The 15,220-nt window shown below is 50.4% G+C and carries 10 protein-coding genes; 4 read left to right on the top strand and 6 right to left on the bottom strand.

What is annotated here, in order from left to right; translation table 11 throughout:
* The 4 genes from AAF564_05695 to AAF564_05680 form a co-directional block, all read right to left on the bottom strand.
* Positions 1-863, bottom strand: an 863-nt coding sequence (locus AAF564_05695; protein ID MEM8485019.1) for a hypothetical protein, incomplete at its 3' end; no start/stop codon positions are given.
* 356 nt (positions 864-1,219) lie between these two features.
* On the bottom strand, positions 1,220-2,836 hold the full coding sequence (locus AAF564_05690; GenBank protein MEM8485018.1) for a DUF1501 domain-containing protein: 1,617 nt from the start codon (positions 2,834-2,836) through the stop codon (positions 1,220-1,222).
* Between the two features lie 73 nt (positions 2,837-2,909).
* On the bottom strand, positions 2,910-4,541 hold the full coding sequence (locus AAF564_05685; protein ID MEM8485017.1) for a DUF1800 domain-containing protein: 1,632 nt from the start codon (positions 4,539-4,541) through the stop codon (positions 2,910-2,912).
* 322 nt (positions 4,542-4,863) lie between these two features.
* Positions 4,864-7,242, bottom strand: a complete 2,379-nt coding sequence (locus tag AAF564_05680) for a DUF2012 domain-containing protein (protein MEM8485016.1) — start codon at positions 7,240-7,242, stop codon at positions 4,864-4,866.
* A 1,633-nt stretch (positions 7,243-8,875) separates the two neighbouring features.
* Here AAF564_05680 and AAF564_05675 point away from each other — a divergent pair.
* The gene (locus tag AAF564_05675; GenBank protein MEM8485015.1) at positions 8,876-9,988 is read left to right on the top strand and encodes an acyl-CoA desaturase; all 1,113 of its coding nucleotides are present in this window, start codon (positions 8,876-8,878) and stop codon (positions 9,986-9,988) included.
* Positions 9,989-10,042: 54 nt separating this feature from the next.
* Here the strand turns inward: AAF564_05675 and AAF564_05670 are convergent, their stop codons facing one another.
* On the bottom strand, positions 10,043-10,957 hold the full coding sequence (locus AAF564_05670) for a hypothetical protein (protein MEM8485014.1): 915 nt from the start codon (positions 10,955-10,957) through the stop codon (positions 10,043-10,045).
* 694 nt (positions 10,958-11,651) lie between these two features.
* Between AAF564_05670 and AAF564_05665 the strand changes: the two genes are divergently transcribed.
* The 3 genes from AAF564_05665 (at position 11,652) to AAF564_05655 (ending at position 14,616) form a co-directional block, all read left to right on the top strand.
* Entirely contained in the window at positions 11,652-12,665 is a 1,014-nt protein-coding gene (locus AAF564_05665) for an ROK family protein (GenBank protein ID MEM8485013.1), read from the top strand.
* Positions 12,666-12,673: 8 nt separating this feature from the next.
* Positions 12,674-13,297, top strand: coding sequence for a bifunctional nicotinamidase/pyrazinamidase (gene pncA, locus AAF564_05660; GenBank protein ID MEM8485012.1), 624 nt, complete (start codon positions 12,674-12,676; stop codon positions 13,295-13,297).
* 80 nt (positions 13,298-13,377) lie between these two features.
* Positions 13,378-14,616: a quinolinate phosphoribosyl transferase gene (locus AAF564_05655; protein MEM8485011.1), complete on the top strand. Its 1,239-nt coding sequence runs from the start codon at positions 13,378-13,380 to the stop codon at positions 14,614-14,616.
* Between the two features lie 17 nt (positions 14,617-14,633).
* Here AAF564_05655 and AAF564_05650 read toward each other — a convergent pair whose 3' ends face one another.
* Positions 14,634-14,975, bottom strand: a complete 342-nt coding sequence (locus AAF564_05650) for a hypothetical protein (GenBank protein MEM8485010.1) — start codon at positions 14,973-14,975, stop codon at positions 14,634-14,636.
* Between the last annotated feature and the right edge of the window lie 245 nt (positions 14,976-15,220).

Raw genomic sequence — 15,220 nt, 5'->3', positions numbered from 1 at the left:
TCGGCGAGTTGCGTAAGCAGTGGCCGGCTTGCTGCCTGGATCACTGCACTGCCCGTCTGGAATCGGATCACTGAACGGCGCAATTGGGTTTCGAAAGCCTCGTTACAGCGGTCAACCTCTTCGTCGAAGATCAACGAAAGGTCGCCAATCCGATCAGGGAATTGGGCACTTGCAAATCCGTTTCGGATTGCAGCTTCGTCGTCTTTCTTGGCACGACCGGATGCAGAAAGGACGCCATTAGTCCACGATACCCGACCGGCGGTTATCTGTCCGAGGAAGTCCCATGCTTTGCTTAAAGCCCAGGGATATCCGGGGCCGGCGTGTTTTCCGGTAATCTGCAAAGAGTCTGTCACTTCGCCAAGACGGGCCCGCGCTGCGGCAAGCAGGTTATTGCGGGTTTGTTCATCCGGTACTTCACCACGCAAAATGGTTTGCCCCGTACCGCGTACAAAATTGAAATTGTGATTGCTAACAGCGACTTCGTCGAGTGCTACAGCAACCCGTGTTGGACAAATCAGATCGCCTGCCCACGTGTCACAGGTTGTCCCGCGAGCGATACGTTCAATCTGAACAGCGTCAGCTGCTGTACCTTTTGCAGTTACTGCTACATGTTGTCCGTCGGCAACTACGTCGAGGCCAGTGTAACCGGTTGCTTGCAACGCTTGCGCTACGCCTGCTTCGGTAGCTTCCTCCATATCAGGCGCAATACGTGTTGCACCCCATAGAAACAATAGCAACAAACCGAGTAGCGGCAGTAAACCACCAGGCCACCAACCAAGTGGCTCTTCCCGTAATTTGAAATACCGGCTTGTAGTACGCGTTGACGATTTCGACGTGTGTGTGCCTGTATAATGATGTGCCATCACACCTCCGATGATGCTCGTTAAAAAACGACCTTTGCTAACAGTACGTTTGCACTGCACGATGGGACCAAAGGCTGGATACCGGCTTGTATCCGTGCAATTTGCAATTTGGGACAAGACAAGAATCAAACCAATCCGTGCCATGTCGCATTTCTATACACTACACGATAAATTTTGCTGATTTTACGGTATCGTAACTGTGGGCTAATTCACAGAATGTGTAACAAAATGCCACAAACCCGGCTTTTATGACCCGTATTCCCGTGGATTATGGTGGCTATCTAAATAAAAAAAACGGCACCTCGGGAAGCATTTACCCGGGGTGCCGCAGTTGTAATCCTGGTGTAGAACGTGTGTTATCTGAGTAAGGTCATGGTGCCAACCTTTGTACCGGCATTTGGTGATTCAAGGCGGTAGAAGTAGCGTCCACTCGGCAAGCCATTGGCCCGGAAGGGTATTTCGTGCCGGCCGGCTCCAAGCACACCATCCACAACGGTATGCACGTGGCGCCCTTGCGCATCAAAGACACGTAGCCGAACAGAAACGGAAGCCGGTAAAGTGAACGACAAGTTGGTTTGCCCGATAAACGGATTCGGATAATTTGTATGCAACGCAAAACCCGTTTCAGGCTGTGGTCGCTCGTTAGTGGTTGCAATCGGACGCGCCACAAAACCAAGGCTGCTGTACGCCTCCCCCATTACCTGCTGGCTGGCTGAAGGGGAAAAGCCAAACCAGTCTTGCAATACGGTGGCATATACATTCCTGAAGTTGAATTCCGATCGCAAGTTACCGTACATGTCAAGGTCGGTCAGATTGAACCGTGAACCATAGAGGCCGCCAGCCACTGTAGGGCCAAACAGGAAGAGTGGTGCGGCAGAACCATGATCGGTGCCACGAGAACCATTTTCGTCCACGCGCCTGCCAAATTCTGAAAACGTCATAGTCAACACGCGATCCTGCCATCCGCCATCCGCCAGATCTGCCTGAAAAGCAGCAACGGCTTCCGAAAGGTAGCGCAAGAGCATTGCGTGTTGGCCGACCTGGTCAGCGTGTGTGTCAAACCCGCCCAGGCATACGTGGTAAATCCGAGATCCCAGATTACCTTTAATAAGCCGGGCAACAATAGATAGGTTGTGTGCGAGGTAATTATTATTGGGATAATTGACTCCGTTGCGACCAGCGTTGGCTGCCTCTTGAATGGCGCCGGCATACCGGAAGGCATCGTTGGCAACAGACCGCACAAAAGAGATCTCTTCGCCGGCGCGTGTAGCCTGCACATTGTCTTCGTCGAAAACCTTACCCGTTGCCGCCAGGCGTTCAAACGTATCCGGGTTGTTGACAGACATGCCCATGCTCCGATCTTCGCCCTTGATCAACAATGGAGACTCCGACCCTAGTTGTACAGCGAGCGGGTATTCAAGCGTTTTCACATCCTCCCCAGACTCCAATTGCATCGACCGGCCAATCCAACCGGTATTCCAGTACGTAGCCGGCTCGCTCCCAGACATCCAGATGTCAGTCGAGCGAAAATGCGAGAAGTCCTGTTCGGGGTATCCCACATTTTGTAGAATTGCCATCTGGCCTTCGTTATACAATGGCAAGATCTTTTCAAAAGAAGGGTGAAAACCCATCTCGTTATTGATTAACAGCGCTTCGGACTTCGCCACAGATACATTGGGACGAAGCTGATAATACGTGTCGTCTTCAACAGGGATAAGCGTGTTCAAGCCGTCGTTGCCGCCGTTGAGTTGGATGAGCACCAACACACGGTCAGTGGAAGACTGGAGTAACTCGGAATACATGGTCCCGCCCAGGGGGCGAATTGCAGCACCGCCAAGCATCATTGTCCCGCCGGCAGAAGCGCCTAGCGCACCCAAAAAGTCGCGCCGCGACCAATTCCGATGGTCATCGCTGTGGGCTTTCCCATCCTGTAAACGGCTGCCTGTTCTATCTTTAAATGCTGAATTTCTCATTGTCATCAAACGTTTGAATGTTGTTTGCTTCGCCGCCATCAAGGCGGTACGCCCCTTTCACATCTAGCGTAGATCAGGCCAGTTGATACTCGGGCAGCTCGGTAAGAAATTGCAGATAATCCAGCAGGATAAAGACAACGGCTGGATGGTTCATGTGCCACTCATACCACGGATTGCCTTGCAGGAAAATTTTGGCAAGGTCGCGTACATGCGCTGGTGCATCAAGGATCTCCTGGGGAATCGGATAGGTAACAAGATCCCCGGCGAAATCTTGTCCGGACGCTTCAAACCCAAGTTGATCGGGTGGTACAGCAACAAAGTGTTCAGCGAGGAGCGCCGGCAATTTGAATGCTAACATCGGATCTGCAGGATCAATCAGCTTTTCAGCAACAGGCACCAGGTTGACGTAGTTGCCTGTAAAAACATTCACATACAGATAGTGGGCAGTATTCCAGCGGTTCGGTAACGTGGCGGTAGAAATCCAGTCTCGATACCCGGGCCAGCCAGCTACATTTGGCGGCTGTAACAATTGCTGCCCCATGTCGCGCAGCATCCAATACATGACTTCGTGCGCATTATCAGCAAACCGCGTCACACCGGTTTCATGCATCAGCCCAACCATCATATCCACAGGGCTCTTGATTTTTGCCCCGCGAAATTCAGAAGCATAGAAATGTTCACTTTTCAACAACGCCTCAACAACAGGCGCAATTTCGAAGTCGTTGGCTAGAAAGATATCGGCCAGGCCCTGCACGATATCATCATCTGGTGCATCTTGTACAAAGGCAGCGTATAATTTGGCGCAAACGAAGTAGGCTATTTGCTCGCTGCGTTGCTCAAAAATCAGGTCAATAACCTGCTCGTAGTCAAACGACGCCTCAACACCAAAAATGGTTTTCTTGAGGAAGTCGTGTAAACCTCGATCAAAAGATGTGTTGTAGGTTGAATAATCTATTCCCCACCCGGTGAGCGCACGCGAGAGTTCGGTGATGTCTTCCTGGGTGTAGTTTTCGTTGCCATTCTTGTCGAACTGCCCCATGGTAAAGAGTTCAAGCAGTTCACGCGCATAGTTTTCGTTGGGCGCCCACCAGTAGCTGACATCTCCGTTCAGGTAATTCAGCATGGCCGGGTCGATGCCAATCTCGTACACCATTTGCTTGAAATTGCCCAGGGCATGGGTTCGCAAAAGTGTGAGATACCGGTACACCATCGGTGCAAAGAAATAGACGTCTATTTCGGTCACAAAATGATCAGACCAAAAGAGGGTCATCCGCTCACGTAGCCCGCCTTCATACAGGTCAAGAATCCATTGCTGGCTGTATGAAAAGCCCCATTCTACATTGTTGTCGAAATAGGCCTGATATACAGCGTCGGAGGAGCCATCTGGCGGCAAACCTTCATTGACCCAATGGGGTGGTGTGGGCATCGGCCGATTGATCGCATCAACAACCAGTTGGCTGATCGCGGCATCGACCGACGCACCTTCAAATTCTTGTAATTTTGCGGGAGAGCCCCCAAAAGCAGCCCGTCTTAGCAGGTGCTGGCTCATTTTAGTATCAAAAGTGCCCTGATAAGGGGAGAGCGTACCTGCTGTAGATGATTTTTTGACACTTGGGACTGACCTGTTAGGCTGCGCCGGCTTTTCGCCACGTTCTTTGAAATATTTGTCAAAGGACGCGGGCCACGCGCGTTTTCTTGCTCGCATGCTTATTTCTGCGTGTCCGAATGAGGGAAGACGAAGATTTCAAGGCTCCTGCTTAAGAACTAAAAGCAACAACCTTCGCAAAAGATACAGGAGTATGGCGCAAAAGATATTCCCACAAATCCATTAATATCAAACACTTAGCGCCAATCTTATTCTAAAGATCCTGTCTGGGTAGACGTAGGGTAGCGATGTAAATATCGAACGTTAGTTGCCAAAAGTCTAATCAAATCCTGTTCCTTTAGCGGTAGGGTGCTACGTTCTGCCCTTTAGTATCGGCTGACGCAGCAGTTTTCGCAAGTTGAGTGAAAAGCCTTGTTAGAAATTAATGCGAGATCTCCCATTTGAGGCCTAGGGTTGGAAGGCGCGGGAGCCAGGCCTCAGCATGTGTAAGGAAAGATACTTCGCCATCAGAAGAAACAGCCGGCTCGTAGCGGTAGCGCCTGACGTTTTGCCTGTTGTAAAGGTTTTGTATTTCCAGAAAAGCTGCTACAGACTGGTTTTTGAAATAGAACTGTCGTGCTATGCGAAGGTCCATTTTGTGATAGGCAGGATAGCGTGCTGCATTTCGCGCGCCAAAGTGGGTATCAAATAACACGTCATTGCCTTGTTGATAGGTTACATCAAATGCAGCCTCAGCATGGCGCCACCCGGCATGGTATTGCCACGACAGATTGATGAGCAGCTGCTTGGTGGGTTGGATATTGAAATCTACCAGGGCTGCTTGTCGCTGATCATGGTCTTTATAGAACCGCTGTCCATCGCGTATATCAAAAGCTTGTGACAGCGTATATCCTGCTGCGCCAGTCAGAACCCTGCCGGCTGTTTTGACAACCGATACTTCGACGCCGCGTGTATGTGTTTCATCAGGTTTCCAATACGTCCTGTATTTGTCTATTTCCGGGAAAAATGCAGCCACATCGCCTGCCGGACTTACATACCGGGGCCGCACATTGGCGTATTGTTTATCATACAGATCCAGCTTGAGCGCCCACGTGCCTCTTAATGTATGATCGAGCCCCAAAATAATGTGTCGAGAACGTTCCGCTTTATGGTAGCGTTGCTCTTCGTCTTCAACGTAGAGTTGTGCGATACCTTGCGGTTGGTGGAAAAAGCCCCATGCACCGCGAATCAGGGTGGCAGAGGATGGGCTATATTGTAGATTAAGGCGCGGATCAAGGTAAAAGTCACTGCTCCACGAAGCATAACCTGTACGGAGTCCGGCTGTAGCAAGAATTTTTGGCGCCAAACGCACTTGCTGGCTACCATACATATTAAATAAGACGCCGGCGGGATCTGTTGCGGTGTGTCGTTCCGCATACCTGTTGGTCACCTTCTGAGAAGCCTGTGCATGCGCAACTTGCTGAATCAGATGCCCACTGCTATACCTGTAGTTGGCACGCTGTTGTTTTAAACTGAATCCCCACCGTGCTTGCCTGTGCTCATCCTGCTGCAGTGTCCAGTCTTGTTTGAATTGGAAGATGGCAAACTTGCGCGTGTCGTCTGTCTCAAAGTTGACCAGGCTGTCTCGCCGTATATCAACCCCTTCTCGCATGCGCCAAACCTTGCCTGTGGACACCACGGTTTCAGAAAACAGGCGCGGACGCCATACACTCTGCCAATTGAGCCATACATAGCCATTGCCATAGTTGGTGTGCACCTGGTCGTTGGGGTCCGTTACATCGAGATATTTAAATTGATCGCCTGATACGAGACCTTCCAGTGCAACGGTATGTTTTTCGCCAAATTTATGACTCAGCTTCGCAAATCCGTCAAAAAACTGTGGCGAGTAGCTCGGATACGTTTGCATCAGGTCGAGCAAAAAATCAAGGTAACCGCGCCGGCCAGAGAAAACCCATTGCGTATTTCCATTTCCAAGGGTCCCCTGGCTAAAAATGCGGGCATTCATGAGGCTGAGACCCAGCCGCGAAACGGCCTGACCGGCAGCCGGTTCAACAGAATTTATCTGAAGCACACCACTCATCCGGTCGCCCAGATCAGCTGTATACCCACCGGTTGATAGCGTCATCGCCCCAACGGCATCTGCATCGACAATGCTGATCCCTCCACCGCCAAAGTCTTTCAAGTGGAAAGGATCGTTCAGCTCAAGTCCATCCAGCGTAACAAGCACCTCATCGTGTGCCCCGCCGCGGATCATGAAACGGGAAGAAAAGTCATTTGCTACGATGCCGGGCGTTCGTGTTACCGTCCGGTAGATGTCTTCATCAAAAGCCTTGGCGCGCGCAATTTTGTAAGCCGGCAAGTGCTGTAAACCAGCCAGTGTTGCCGTCTCTGGAGTCGTGTTTTCTGGTTTAATTACGATGCCATCAAGCTGCAGGGCTGCCTCTTCCAATGCGACAGTGACAAAAGGCGTTGGCTGCCGGCGCACATCAACCCTGAATTCTTGCGAGGAAAACCCCAACATACGTGCTTCAACGGTATGCCGGCCGACCGGCACGCCATTCACAACAAAAGTACCATCAGTATGGGTTACAGCACCATAATCAGTGCCTTTTACATGCACGTGTACACCTACAACTGGAAGTTCGGTACCTGCTTCCACAACCAGGCCCTGGATGCTACCGGTCAACGTGCCTGTGCGTGCTCCCAGCGGGTTGGAAGCAACCAGGACAGGCGATTTGTTTATAGGCGATGAAGGATTAGCCGGCTTGTCCTGGGCCATACTCAACGAAAAACAGGACATAACCCAGCCAACCATCAATAATGATAGTAACTTGGCATTCATGCGGCACAAGGAGGGCGCACTCAATTTGGTGGGTTGAGCGCTGCAGTGGATGGTGGTATCTGTTCTCGAGATCAGGTTTTCACTTCAGGAGTGATCTCGATTGTACAGAACGCAAGCGCATTTACCACGTGCTGGGGGAGCTATATCTAGGGCCCTGGTCAGGAGTTCAAGGCAACACAATAGCCATGGATATGCGCGTCATCGTGTACCGTATCAATTACGTATGCACCCGCTTTTTTTGTGAGGCACTTTTTTGTCCCTTGCCCCGCACACGGTTACAATAACGCTTAATTAAATAGCGCGCGTAATGCACCCGCGGATGTGCCTCTAATTTGGCGCACTCGATTTGGCGCATAACATGCTGCAAAGCAAAGAATTGACAACGCATCTCGCTGGATGAGTAATTGTGCGGGCCAGCCGGCTAAACTGCAAAAAAACGTGTTTTATGTAGATTTACAGCAGACAAAGGCCACCTTATGCGCCAATCAGGTACAACACAGTGCGCCTAAAACGCACCACAGAATGGATCATTTGTATAATCTTCCAGGCGAATTGAGCGCGTAGTTTATTCCCGTCGATTACGTTGTGATCGATACAACTCATGGCTACAGTATGACTTGAACGCGCATCACCATACTGTTTAGTAAGCATTTGCTGTCTGTTACTTGTTGATTTCCGGACCTGTCCGGTTCGTGCACCGAATCGGGCAGGTCATGCGGAAAGATTGCACATTCCGTTGCCCAATCAACAACCTTGTAGCAAGTTCTATTTGCCTGTTGGCAATCTCGACGCTTTTGCCTTTGCAGGATCTCTGCGACGCTGCGCTTGCGAGAGCAAGTGTACCATGTACGCTCTATTGAACCCCAGCCGGCAGTTGCCGCGCCTTTTGCTCCCCGTTTAAAGAACCCCCGGGTTATTGAATTTGATGACCCGGCGCCTCGGTTCTCTACCAGGACACGGTACTGACGCCATCGTTAGTTGCCTTGTCTCTGCTTCTCGACAAACCTGTTGTGTCGGCATAAACCGATTTGGTTAGGCGATGAAGCATCTCCCCGATGAATACGCTGGGTTGCGGATACTGCCGCGACCCAGCTATTCACCACCTGGACACGACGTGCTGCACTTCGCGCGCTGTCTCCCCTTTACCACCCGCCAGGTATACACCCATTCCATATTTGATCACCATCCAATTTGTCAAATTCGTGTCTGGTGTCGGTTTATTGTCAATTATGAGGATTTGATGTTATTCCTGATCTGGTTGCGGATGTGTGGCGCTTTAACCTATCCTATGAGACAAGAAAGTAAGATCATGGGTTAAATACCCCCTTCACGTAGCAAAATGAGGACTCTTTAGCCACGCTACGGCCCGGCCCCCTGCAACATACCGGGTCCCTGATGTTTGGTAGTTGACTTGTTAAACAATGTATGTTAAACAATGCATGCACAAAGCTACTGCCAATTGATCCTCTCTCAAGCCACCCATTTTGCGAGCCCTTGCATCGTATAATTTGTGGTCCGACCATAGCCACAGATTTTTGTGCCATGCTGGGTTAACAAGCTGCGCAAAATGAACATTAATTAGGAGATTTCAGTGGATACTGTAAGCATTAAGTTCTCTAACAAGAACGGTACGGGGACGCTTTTTATCAAAGACCTGAAGCAACAGGTCAACGCCTATTTCAAGGAGCGTGGTATTTCGCGTAAAGCCAATACGGCGATGGTTTTAAAAACTGTTGCCATGCTCTCGCTCACGTTTGTACCCTATGCGTTGATCATGAGCAACCAGTTCTCGATCTGGGCCATGTGGGCCCTTGCCATTGTAATGGGTATCGGCGTTGCCGGCATCGGGTTCTCGGTATCGCACGATGCCCTCCACGGCGCATACTCGTCCAATAACGGGGTCAATACAGCCCTTGGGCTCACCTTTGACCTTATGGGGGCCAATGGCTATCTGTGGAAAATCACCCATAACGTCATCCATCACACCTACACAAACATTCAAGGGATAGACGAAGACCTCGAAGTGTCGCCGCTGCTCCGGCTTTCACCAGAATCAGAGCATCATGCAATACACAAATACCAACATCTTTATGGTATAGCGGCGTACAGCATGTCTACACTCTTTTGGGTATTTGTAAAGGATTATAAATACCTCTTGCAGAAAGACCTTGGGCCCTACCGGAATATCACGCACAGCAAAGGACAGGTGGCGCTCCTTATCGGCATGAAACTGGTGTACTACGCCTACATGATTGTCCTGCCGCTGCTATTCCTCCAAATTACCTGGTGGCAGTTTGTGATCGGCTTCCTGACGATCCATCTTGTGGCTGGCACCATTCTCGGCGTGGTCTTTCAGCTCGCGCATGTAGTGGAAGGCCCCGAGCATTTTACGTCCAATGGCAATGATACCATGGAAGACGCATGGCTCATCCACGAAATGAAAACTACAGCCAACTTCGGGCGCTCAAACAAGCTGCTTTGCTGGTATGTTGGTGGGTTAAATTTCCAGATTGAACACCACCTGTTCCCTAAAACATGCAGCATCCATTATCCAGACATCAGCGATATTGTCAAGCGTGTTGCCAACGAACATGGCATCCCTTACAACGATCAGCCTACCTTCCGTAGCGCTGTGGCATCACACCTGCGTATGCTGAAGCAGTTAGGTAACCCTGAAATGGAATTGGCACCCGTAACTGCCTAATCTGGCATAGCGTTATAAAACTAAAAAGAGAGGTGTGCTTCACGCCTCTCTTTTTTATATCACCCCTTCATCAGAGGTATCACTGTATCGGTAGTAGTACAGGTTGAAGTTTAGGATCTGCGCGTATTCGATGACAAAATAGTGGCCGTCGATTTGATAGAACCCGGAGTCTACCTGCGGTGTGCCGTCAACGATGGTCACCTTCTTGTCGTGTTTGATGCGCCGGCGTTGGGGGTACATGATGACAATTTTCTGCAGCCCCCCTTTCTTATCAAAGAAGTATTGATCGAGGATACCGCGGTAGATATACACTTCTCCCCCCTGCTCGACTGCAACGGAAGCAATGTGCAAGTCGATTTCAGCTTCTTTTGCCTTAATTTCGGCAGCAGGAATTTTCCACTTCCTGACTTTCTTGATTGGATGCGGACCAGCCCCGTCCGGGCCGGCTGCTTCGCGTTGCGCTGCGTATGCAGTTAACGCTTCATGTTCTTTCTCCTCTCGGAGAATATTCATGATATACTCCTGACCCGAGAACAGGTAACGCCATTCGTTTGAGAAGCGGAGCACATCGAACCGCAGGTCTAAGCGGTAATAACGGATGTAAGCATGCGTCAGGTAGCCAGCCGAGGCACTGAGAATACAGGTGACAAAAACGTAATACAGGATCAGGCGCGCATTAAACGAAAGGGCTGATATATTGCGCGCAATTTCTGCGTCATTTTGGCCGTGCCACCCGGTTAACAGCGCAACAACAGCACGAAAATCAACATCCGGAAACGGCAGCCAATCGATAATCCAGATGGCGATCAGATTAATGGGGATTGAGCAGAGAATGCCATGGACGATCTCGCTCTGGATCGACTGTAATACAACGGGACTGGGGCCAAAACCCCTTCGGTAGGTATAAAAAAACAGGATTCCCGGCAAAACCAGAATGGTAATGACTAACGCCGGAAACGCAATGCTCATCCAAGCTTACTTAGAATTAGACTTGCCTTTGTTATTGTCGTTTGAGCTACTGGATATTGACGATAAATAGACGTGGCGTCCATTTAACGGGATGGGTGTATCTGGGTTACTTAACGCACTGTACAAGGCCTTGATTGACCGCTTGTTGGCCAATATCTGCCGTGTCCGTTCTGAGTTAGGTACTTTCATAAAAGATACGCTTCTAGTTAAGCTCTTCCTGCAAAATTACTCAAAAGTGGTTTAAGATACAACGGATTTGAAACAATAAAGATGCGCTAAAAGCGCATTCTATACCGTGAAAATGGTACAGGAATTACCAAATCATTGATCAAAGCTCCTGCCTAGAATTTCGGTAACAGCGCAACCTACCTTAAACGATACAAAGGCTTGAGAGCAGAAGTGGGGGCTTTGCAGCCCTAAATACTGCGCCTGAGGCTAAAAAATTTAGTAATTCGATCATACAGAGAAACCCGCCAGCGAAAAGGGGGCCAAACAACTGCAAAAAACATATTCCTGGTAAAGTACCTGTAGTTGATGTACTGTGATGTAATTAAAGCAGGTTGTGATTTATTGTCATTTTGAGCATTTTGCACCAGCATAGCACCTGTGGGCCGGCATTTTGTGACTACCCCCCGGAAGACTGATCACCACCTGTAGCGCATCCTGCATTCAAGAAGAAGAGGAAAAAGGACAATTGGGAGAAAGATATTTTGCCGGCCTTGATATCGGCGGCACCACCATCAAATCTGTTCTCGTAAACACCAACGGTGAACAGGCAAGCGAAATTATCGAAGTGCGAAGCCACGTCGCTGACGGCTATGAAGCTACCTTTGCGCAACTTGAAGAAGCACTGCGTTTGCTCGCAGCAAGCGCAAACACCACGCGAGAAGCCATCGAGGCTGCCGGCATCGACGTCCCGGCCGCCAATAGTGATGGCGTAATTTGGGGCAAAGCCAACCTGGCGCAAGACTGGGTTGGAATGAATATCCAGGAGGCCTTTTCAGCACGCGCCAACCTACCTGTTTTCATGACAAATGATGGTAATGCAGCGGCCTTGGGAGAATACATGGTTCGTCGCAAACATTTGGGCAGCCTGCTCTACGTTGCCCCCGGTACGGGCCTCGCCGGCGGACTCGTTTTACCCGGCGGTAAAATCTATGAAGGGGCAAATGGACTGGCGCTGGAGGCTGGCCATATTTCAGCACCCTTCCTCGAAGAAGACGGCTCGTTGCCCGATTGCTCGTGCGGCTGGAAAGGTTGTGTTGAGGCATGGGTATCGCTTGTTGCCCTACGGCGGCGGATCAGTATCGAACTCGCCAAAGCTGAATGGCAAAACCATCCCCTCAACGACCCGGCCATCCCGACAGAGGAAAAAGCGTTTCAATTGCGCGATTATGCAGAGCAAAAAGACCCGATGGCCGTAAAAATATTCAAACAACAAGGCTTCATCTTCGGTTATGCCATAGCAGACCTCGTGCGCGTTTTCGACCCGGGCCTCGTTGTTGTGGGTGGAGGGCTCGCTGAGTCTTCCTTCCGCGATCAATTTATGGTCTGGATTATGGAAGGGTTTGAAGATCGCGCCTGGCCGATTTACCGCAAAAGCCCCATAGAGGCTGACAAATTCACAACCCATTTTGAATGGGCACAAGGCGGAGATTCTGCTGGTGCGCTTGGGATGGGCTTTGCTGCACTTGAAATCTTTGGGTAACCGGCTTCATGGAAGCGCTCGTAGTCATTGACGTACAAAACGATTTCTGTCCGGGTGGCTTGCTTGCCGTACCGGAAGGCGACCAGGTGGTGCCAGTCATTAACAAACTGGCACAACAGTTTGAACACGTAATCCTCACCCAGGACTGGCACCCGGCCGGCCACCTTTCATTTGCCTCTTCACATGCAGGTAAAGCGCCTTTCGATGTGATCGATGTCGATTATGGCAAACAAGTTCTATGGCCAGACCATTGCCTGCAGGCGTCTCACGGCGCTGCATTTCACGCGGCCCTCAATATTCCACATGCTGAGCTCATTATCCGCAAAGGGTTTCGGAAAGGCATCGACTCGTACTCTGCCTTTTTTGAAAACGACCACCAGACGGCTACCGGGCTTGCCGGCTACCTCAGAGAACGGGGGATAACAACGTTATTTATGGCCGGTCTCGCACTGGATTTCTGCGTATGCTGGTCTGCTGTAGATGGGCAGCAACTCGGATTTGATGTCACCGTGATAGAAAACGCAACGCGCGGTATCAATACAAACGGCTCGATGGACGCCGCGTACGAACTGATGCATGGAGCTGGCGTGCATCTCACAACAGCAGACGATTTGCGCACTACACGTCAATAAGCTGAGGCTTCGTTTCTCAATTGGGCAATTTGTAACTTCGTGGGCATTGCCCAGCTTTCTCCTGCAATCTGTCCAATTTCATGTTTACATCTCCGGATCAATCGGCCCCCGATCGTCAAAAACGTTTGCCCAGCCACATCTTCGATTTGCCCATCCAGGAATTGCGCCGTGGTTACCGCAGCGATGTTTATTTCTGGCGTCAAAAGGTGATTCTTGAAGAACACGGCCTGACACCACGGGCAACCATGCAAGTTTTTCAAAAGAAAGACGCGGTGTTGTGCGGGATGGATGAAGCCATTGCTATCCTGAAGGTTGCCTGCGGCAAGTACAAAGACAGCAAAAAAGCGTATAAACTCTTTGACCGCCTGATCGAACTAAAAGGCCTGGCCCGGCAATCTTTTCAGGGAGATAAAACACGGTATCTCCAGATCACGCGGGAAAAAACTGAAATTTCTGAGACGCTGGACGCACTCTGGGAAGATGGATTTGATAACCTGGACATACAGGCGCTCTATGACGGTGATGCCATTGCGCCCTGGGAAACGGTGATGCATATCACAGGAGACGCCAGCCTTTTTGCCCACCTTGAAACGGTGTACCTGGGTGTACTTGCACGGCGTACAAAAATTGCGACCAATGTACGACGCGTTGTAGACGCTGCCAATGGAAAAACAGTATTGTATTTCCCCGCCCGTTTTGATCATTGGGCTGTGCAAGGTGGGGATGGCTATGCAGCCCATATTGGTGGCATCCATGGTATCTCAACGCAGGCGCAAGGCGAGTGGTGGGGTGCATCAGCTGCCGGCACCGTGCCGCATGCCCTCATCGCATCTGTAGGCGGCGACACCGTCCGGGCAGTTACCCTCTTCAACGCGTCGTATCCCGACGTAAACCTGGTTGCCCTCGTCGACTTTGAAAATGACAGCATTGGTACAGCACTCAAGTGTGCCCATGCAATGGGAGACAAGCTGTGGGCAGTGCGCCTCGATACCTCAGAAAATATGGTCGACCAGTCTATGATGCCTTTGATGGGGCGGTTTAAACCCACGGGAGTGATCCCGGAGTTGGTGGTTGCCATGCGCAAAGCACTCGACCGCGAAGGCTACAGCCATGTTCGGATCATTGTGTCTGGCGGATTTGATGCCGAGAAAATCAAGAAGTTTGAAGCGCAGCAAGTACCTGTTGATGCGTATGGCGTAGGCAATGCACTCACAAGCGGCAACCGCTCTTTTACTGCTGATATTGTGTTGCTAGACGGCAAACCAGCGGCTAAAGCCGGCCGCACCTACCTGCCAAACCCGAAGCTTGCACCGTTATGAGCACAACACAAGTCTCATCAATCATCCAACCGCTTCCAAATGGAATGCTGCTCCCAGGCGCGCTCGGTTTCGTTTGCACGGGAGCCTGGTTCCGCTTCTGCCTCGTTCGACAAGTTCTCAAGCGAGTGTTTCAGATTAGTGCGGTTCAAAAACTCAGTAAGCTCTTCCCGGAGCTCCCTGACCGTTGCCAATACCAATGCCTTTTCCACATCGGTTAAATCTCCCAGCACAGCCTGCCGCAAAATCATCTGCCAGGTTTCGTCGTCTTTCCCCCCGCTGGCGTGGCGCTTGATAAGCTCCAAATAGTTCAGGCACGGATGACTCCGCAACCAGATAAGATCTTCTTCAGACAGCGACATAACACTCCCTTCTCTAAATCTAAAGGTGGATGGGGAGGCGAGTGAGTGCAACAGACAAGATGATGCCACTTAGCTACACCATCCAGGAAATAGAAAGAACACACAGATAAAATGACCAAAACAGCTATTTTCAAGGCATTTTGATCTCAAACCACGAATTGCAGATTCGAACAGGAAACAACATTATCAGACATCAATATCAAACAACACATCTCCCGGTTCGCAATTCCGGCCTGTGCAGAAGG

It is taken from the genome of Bacteroidota bacterium, assembly GCA_039111535.1.
In the GTDB taxonomy this organism is placed as follows: domain Bacteria; phylum Bacteroidota; class Rhodothermia; order Rhodothermales; family JAHQVL01; genus JBCCIM01.
The sequence above is the reverse complement of the archived record's forward strand: the minus strand, read 5'-3'. Positions and strand labels throughout refer to the sequence as shown.

Excerpts from the sequence above, each read along its gene's own strand:
- AAF564_05680 (MEM8485016.1), bottom strand. The coding sequence starts at position 7,242 with ATGTCCTGTTTTTCGTTGAGTATGGCCCAGGACAAGCCGGCTAATCCT.
- AAF564_05650 (MEM8485010.1), bottom strand. The coding sequence starts at position 14,975 with ATGTCGCTGTCTGAAGAAGATCTTATCTGGTTGCGGAGTCATCCGTGC.
- AAF564_05670 (MEM8485014.1), bottom strand. The coding sequence starts at position 10,957 with ATGAGCATTGCGTTTCCGGCGTTAGTCATTACCATTCTGGTTTTGCCG.
- pncA (MEM8485012.1), top strand. The coding sequence starts at position 12,674 with ATGGAAGCGCTCGTAGTCATTGACGTACAAAACGATTTCTGTCCGGGT.
- AAF564_05685 (MEM8485017.1), bottom strand. The coding sequence starts at position 4,541 with ATGCGAGCAAGAAAACGCGCGTGGCCCGCGTCCTTTGACAAATATTTC.
- AAF564_05655 (MEM8485011.1), top strand. The coding sequence starts at position 13,378 with ATGTTTACATCTCCGGATCAATCGGCCCCCGATCGTCAAAAACGTTTG.
- AAF564_05690 (MEM8485018.1), bottom strand. The coding sequence starts at position 2,836 with ATGAGAAATTCAGCATTTAAAGATAGAACAGGCAGCCGTTTACAGGAT.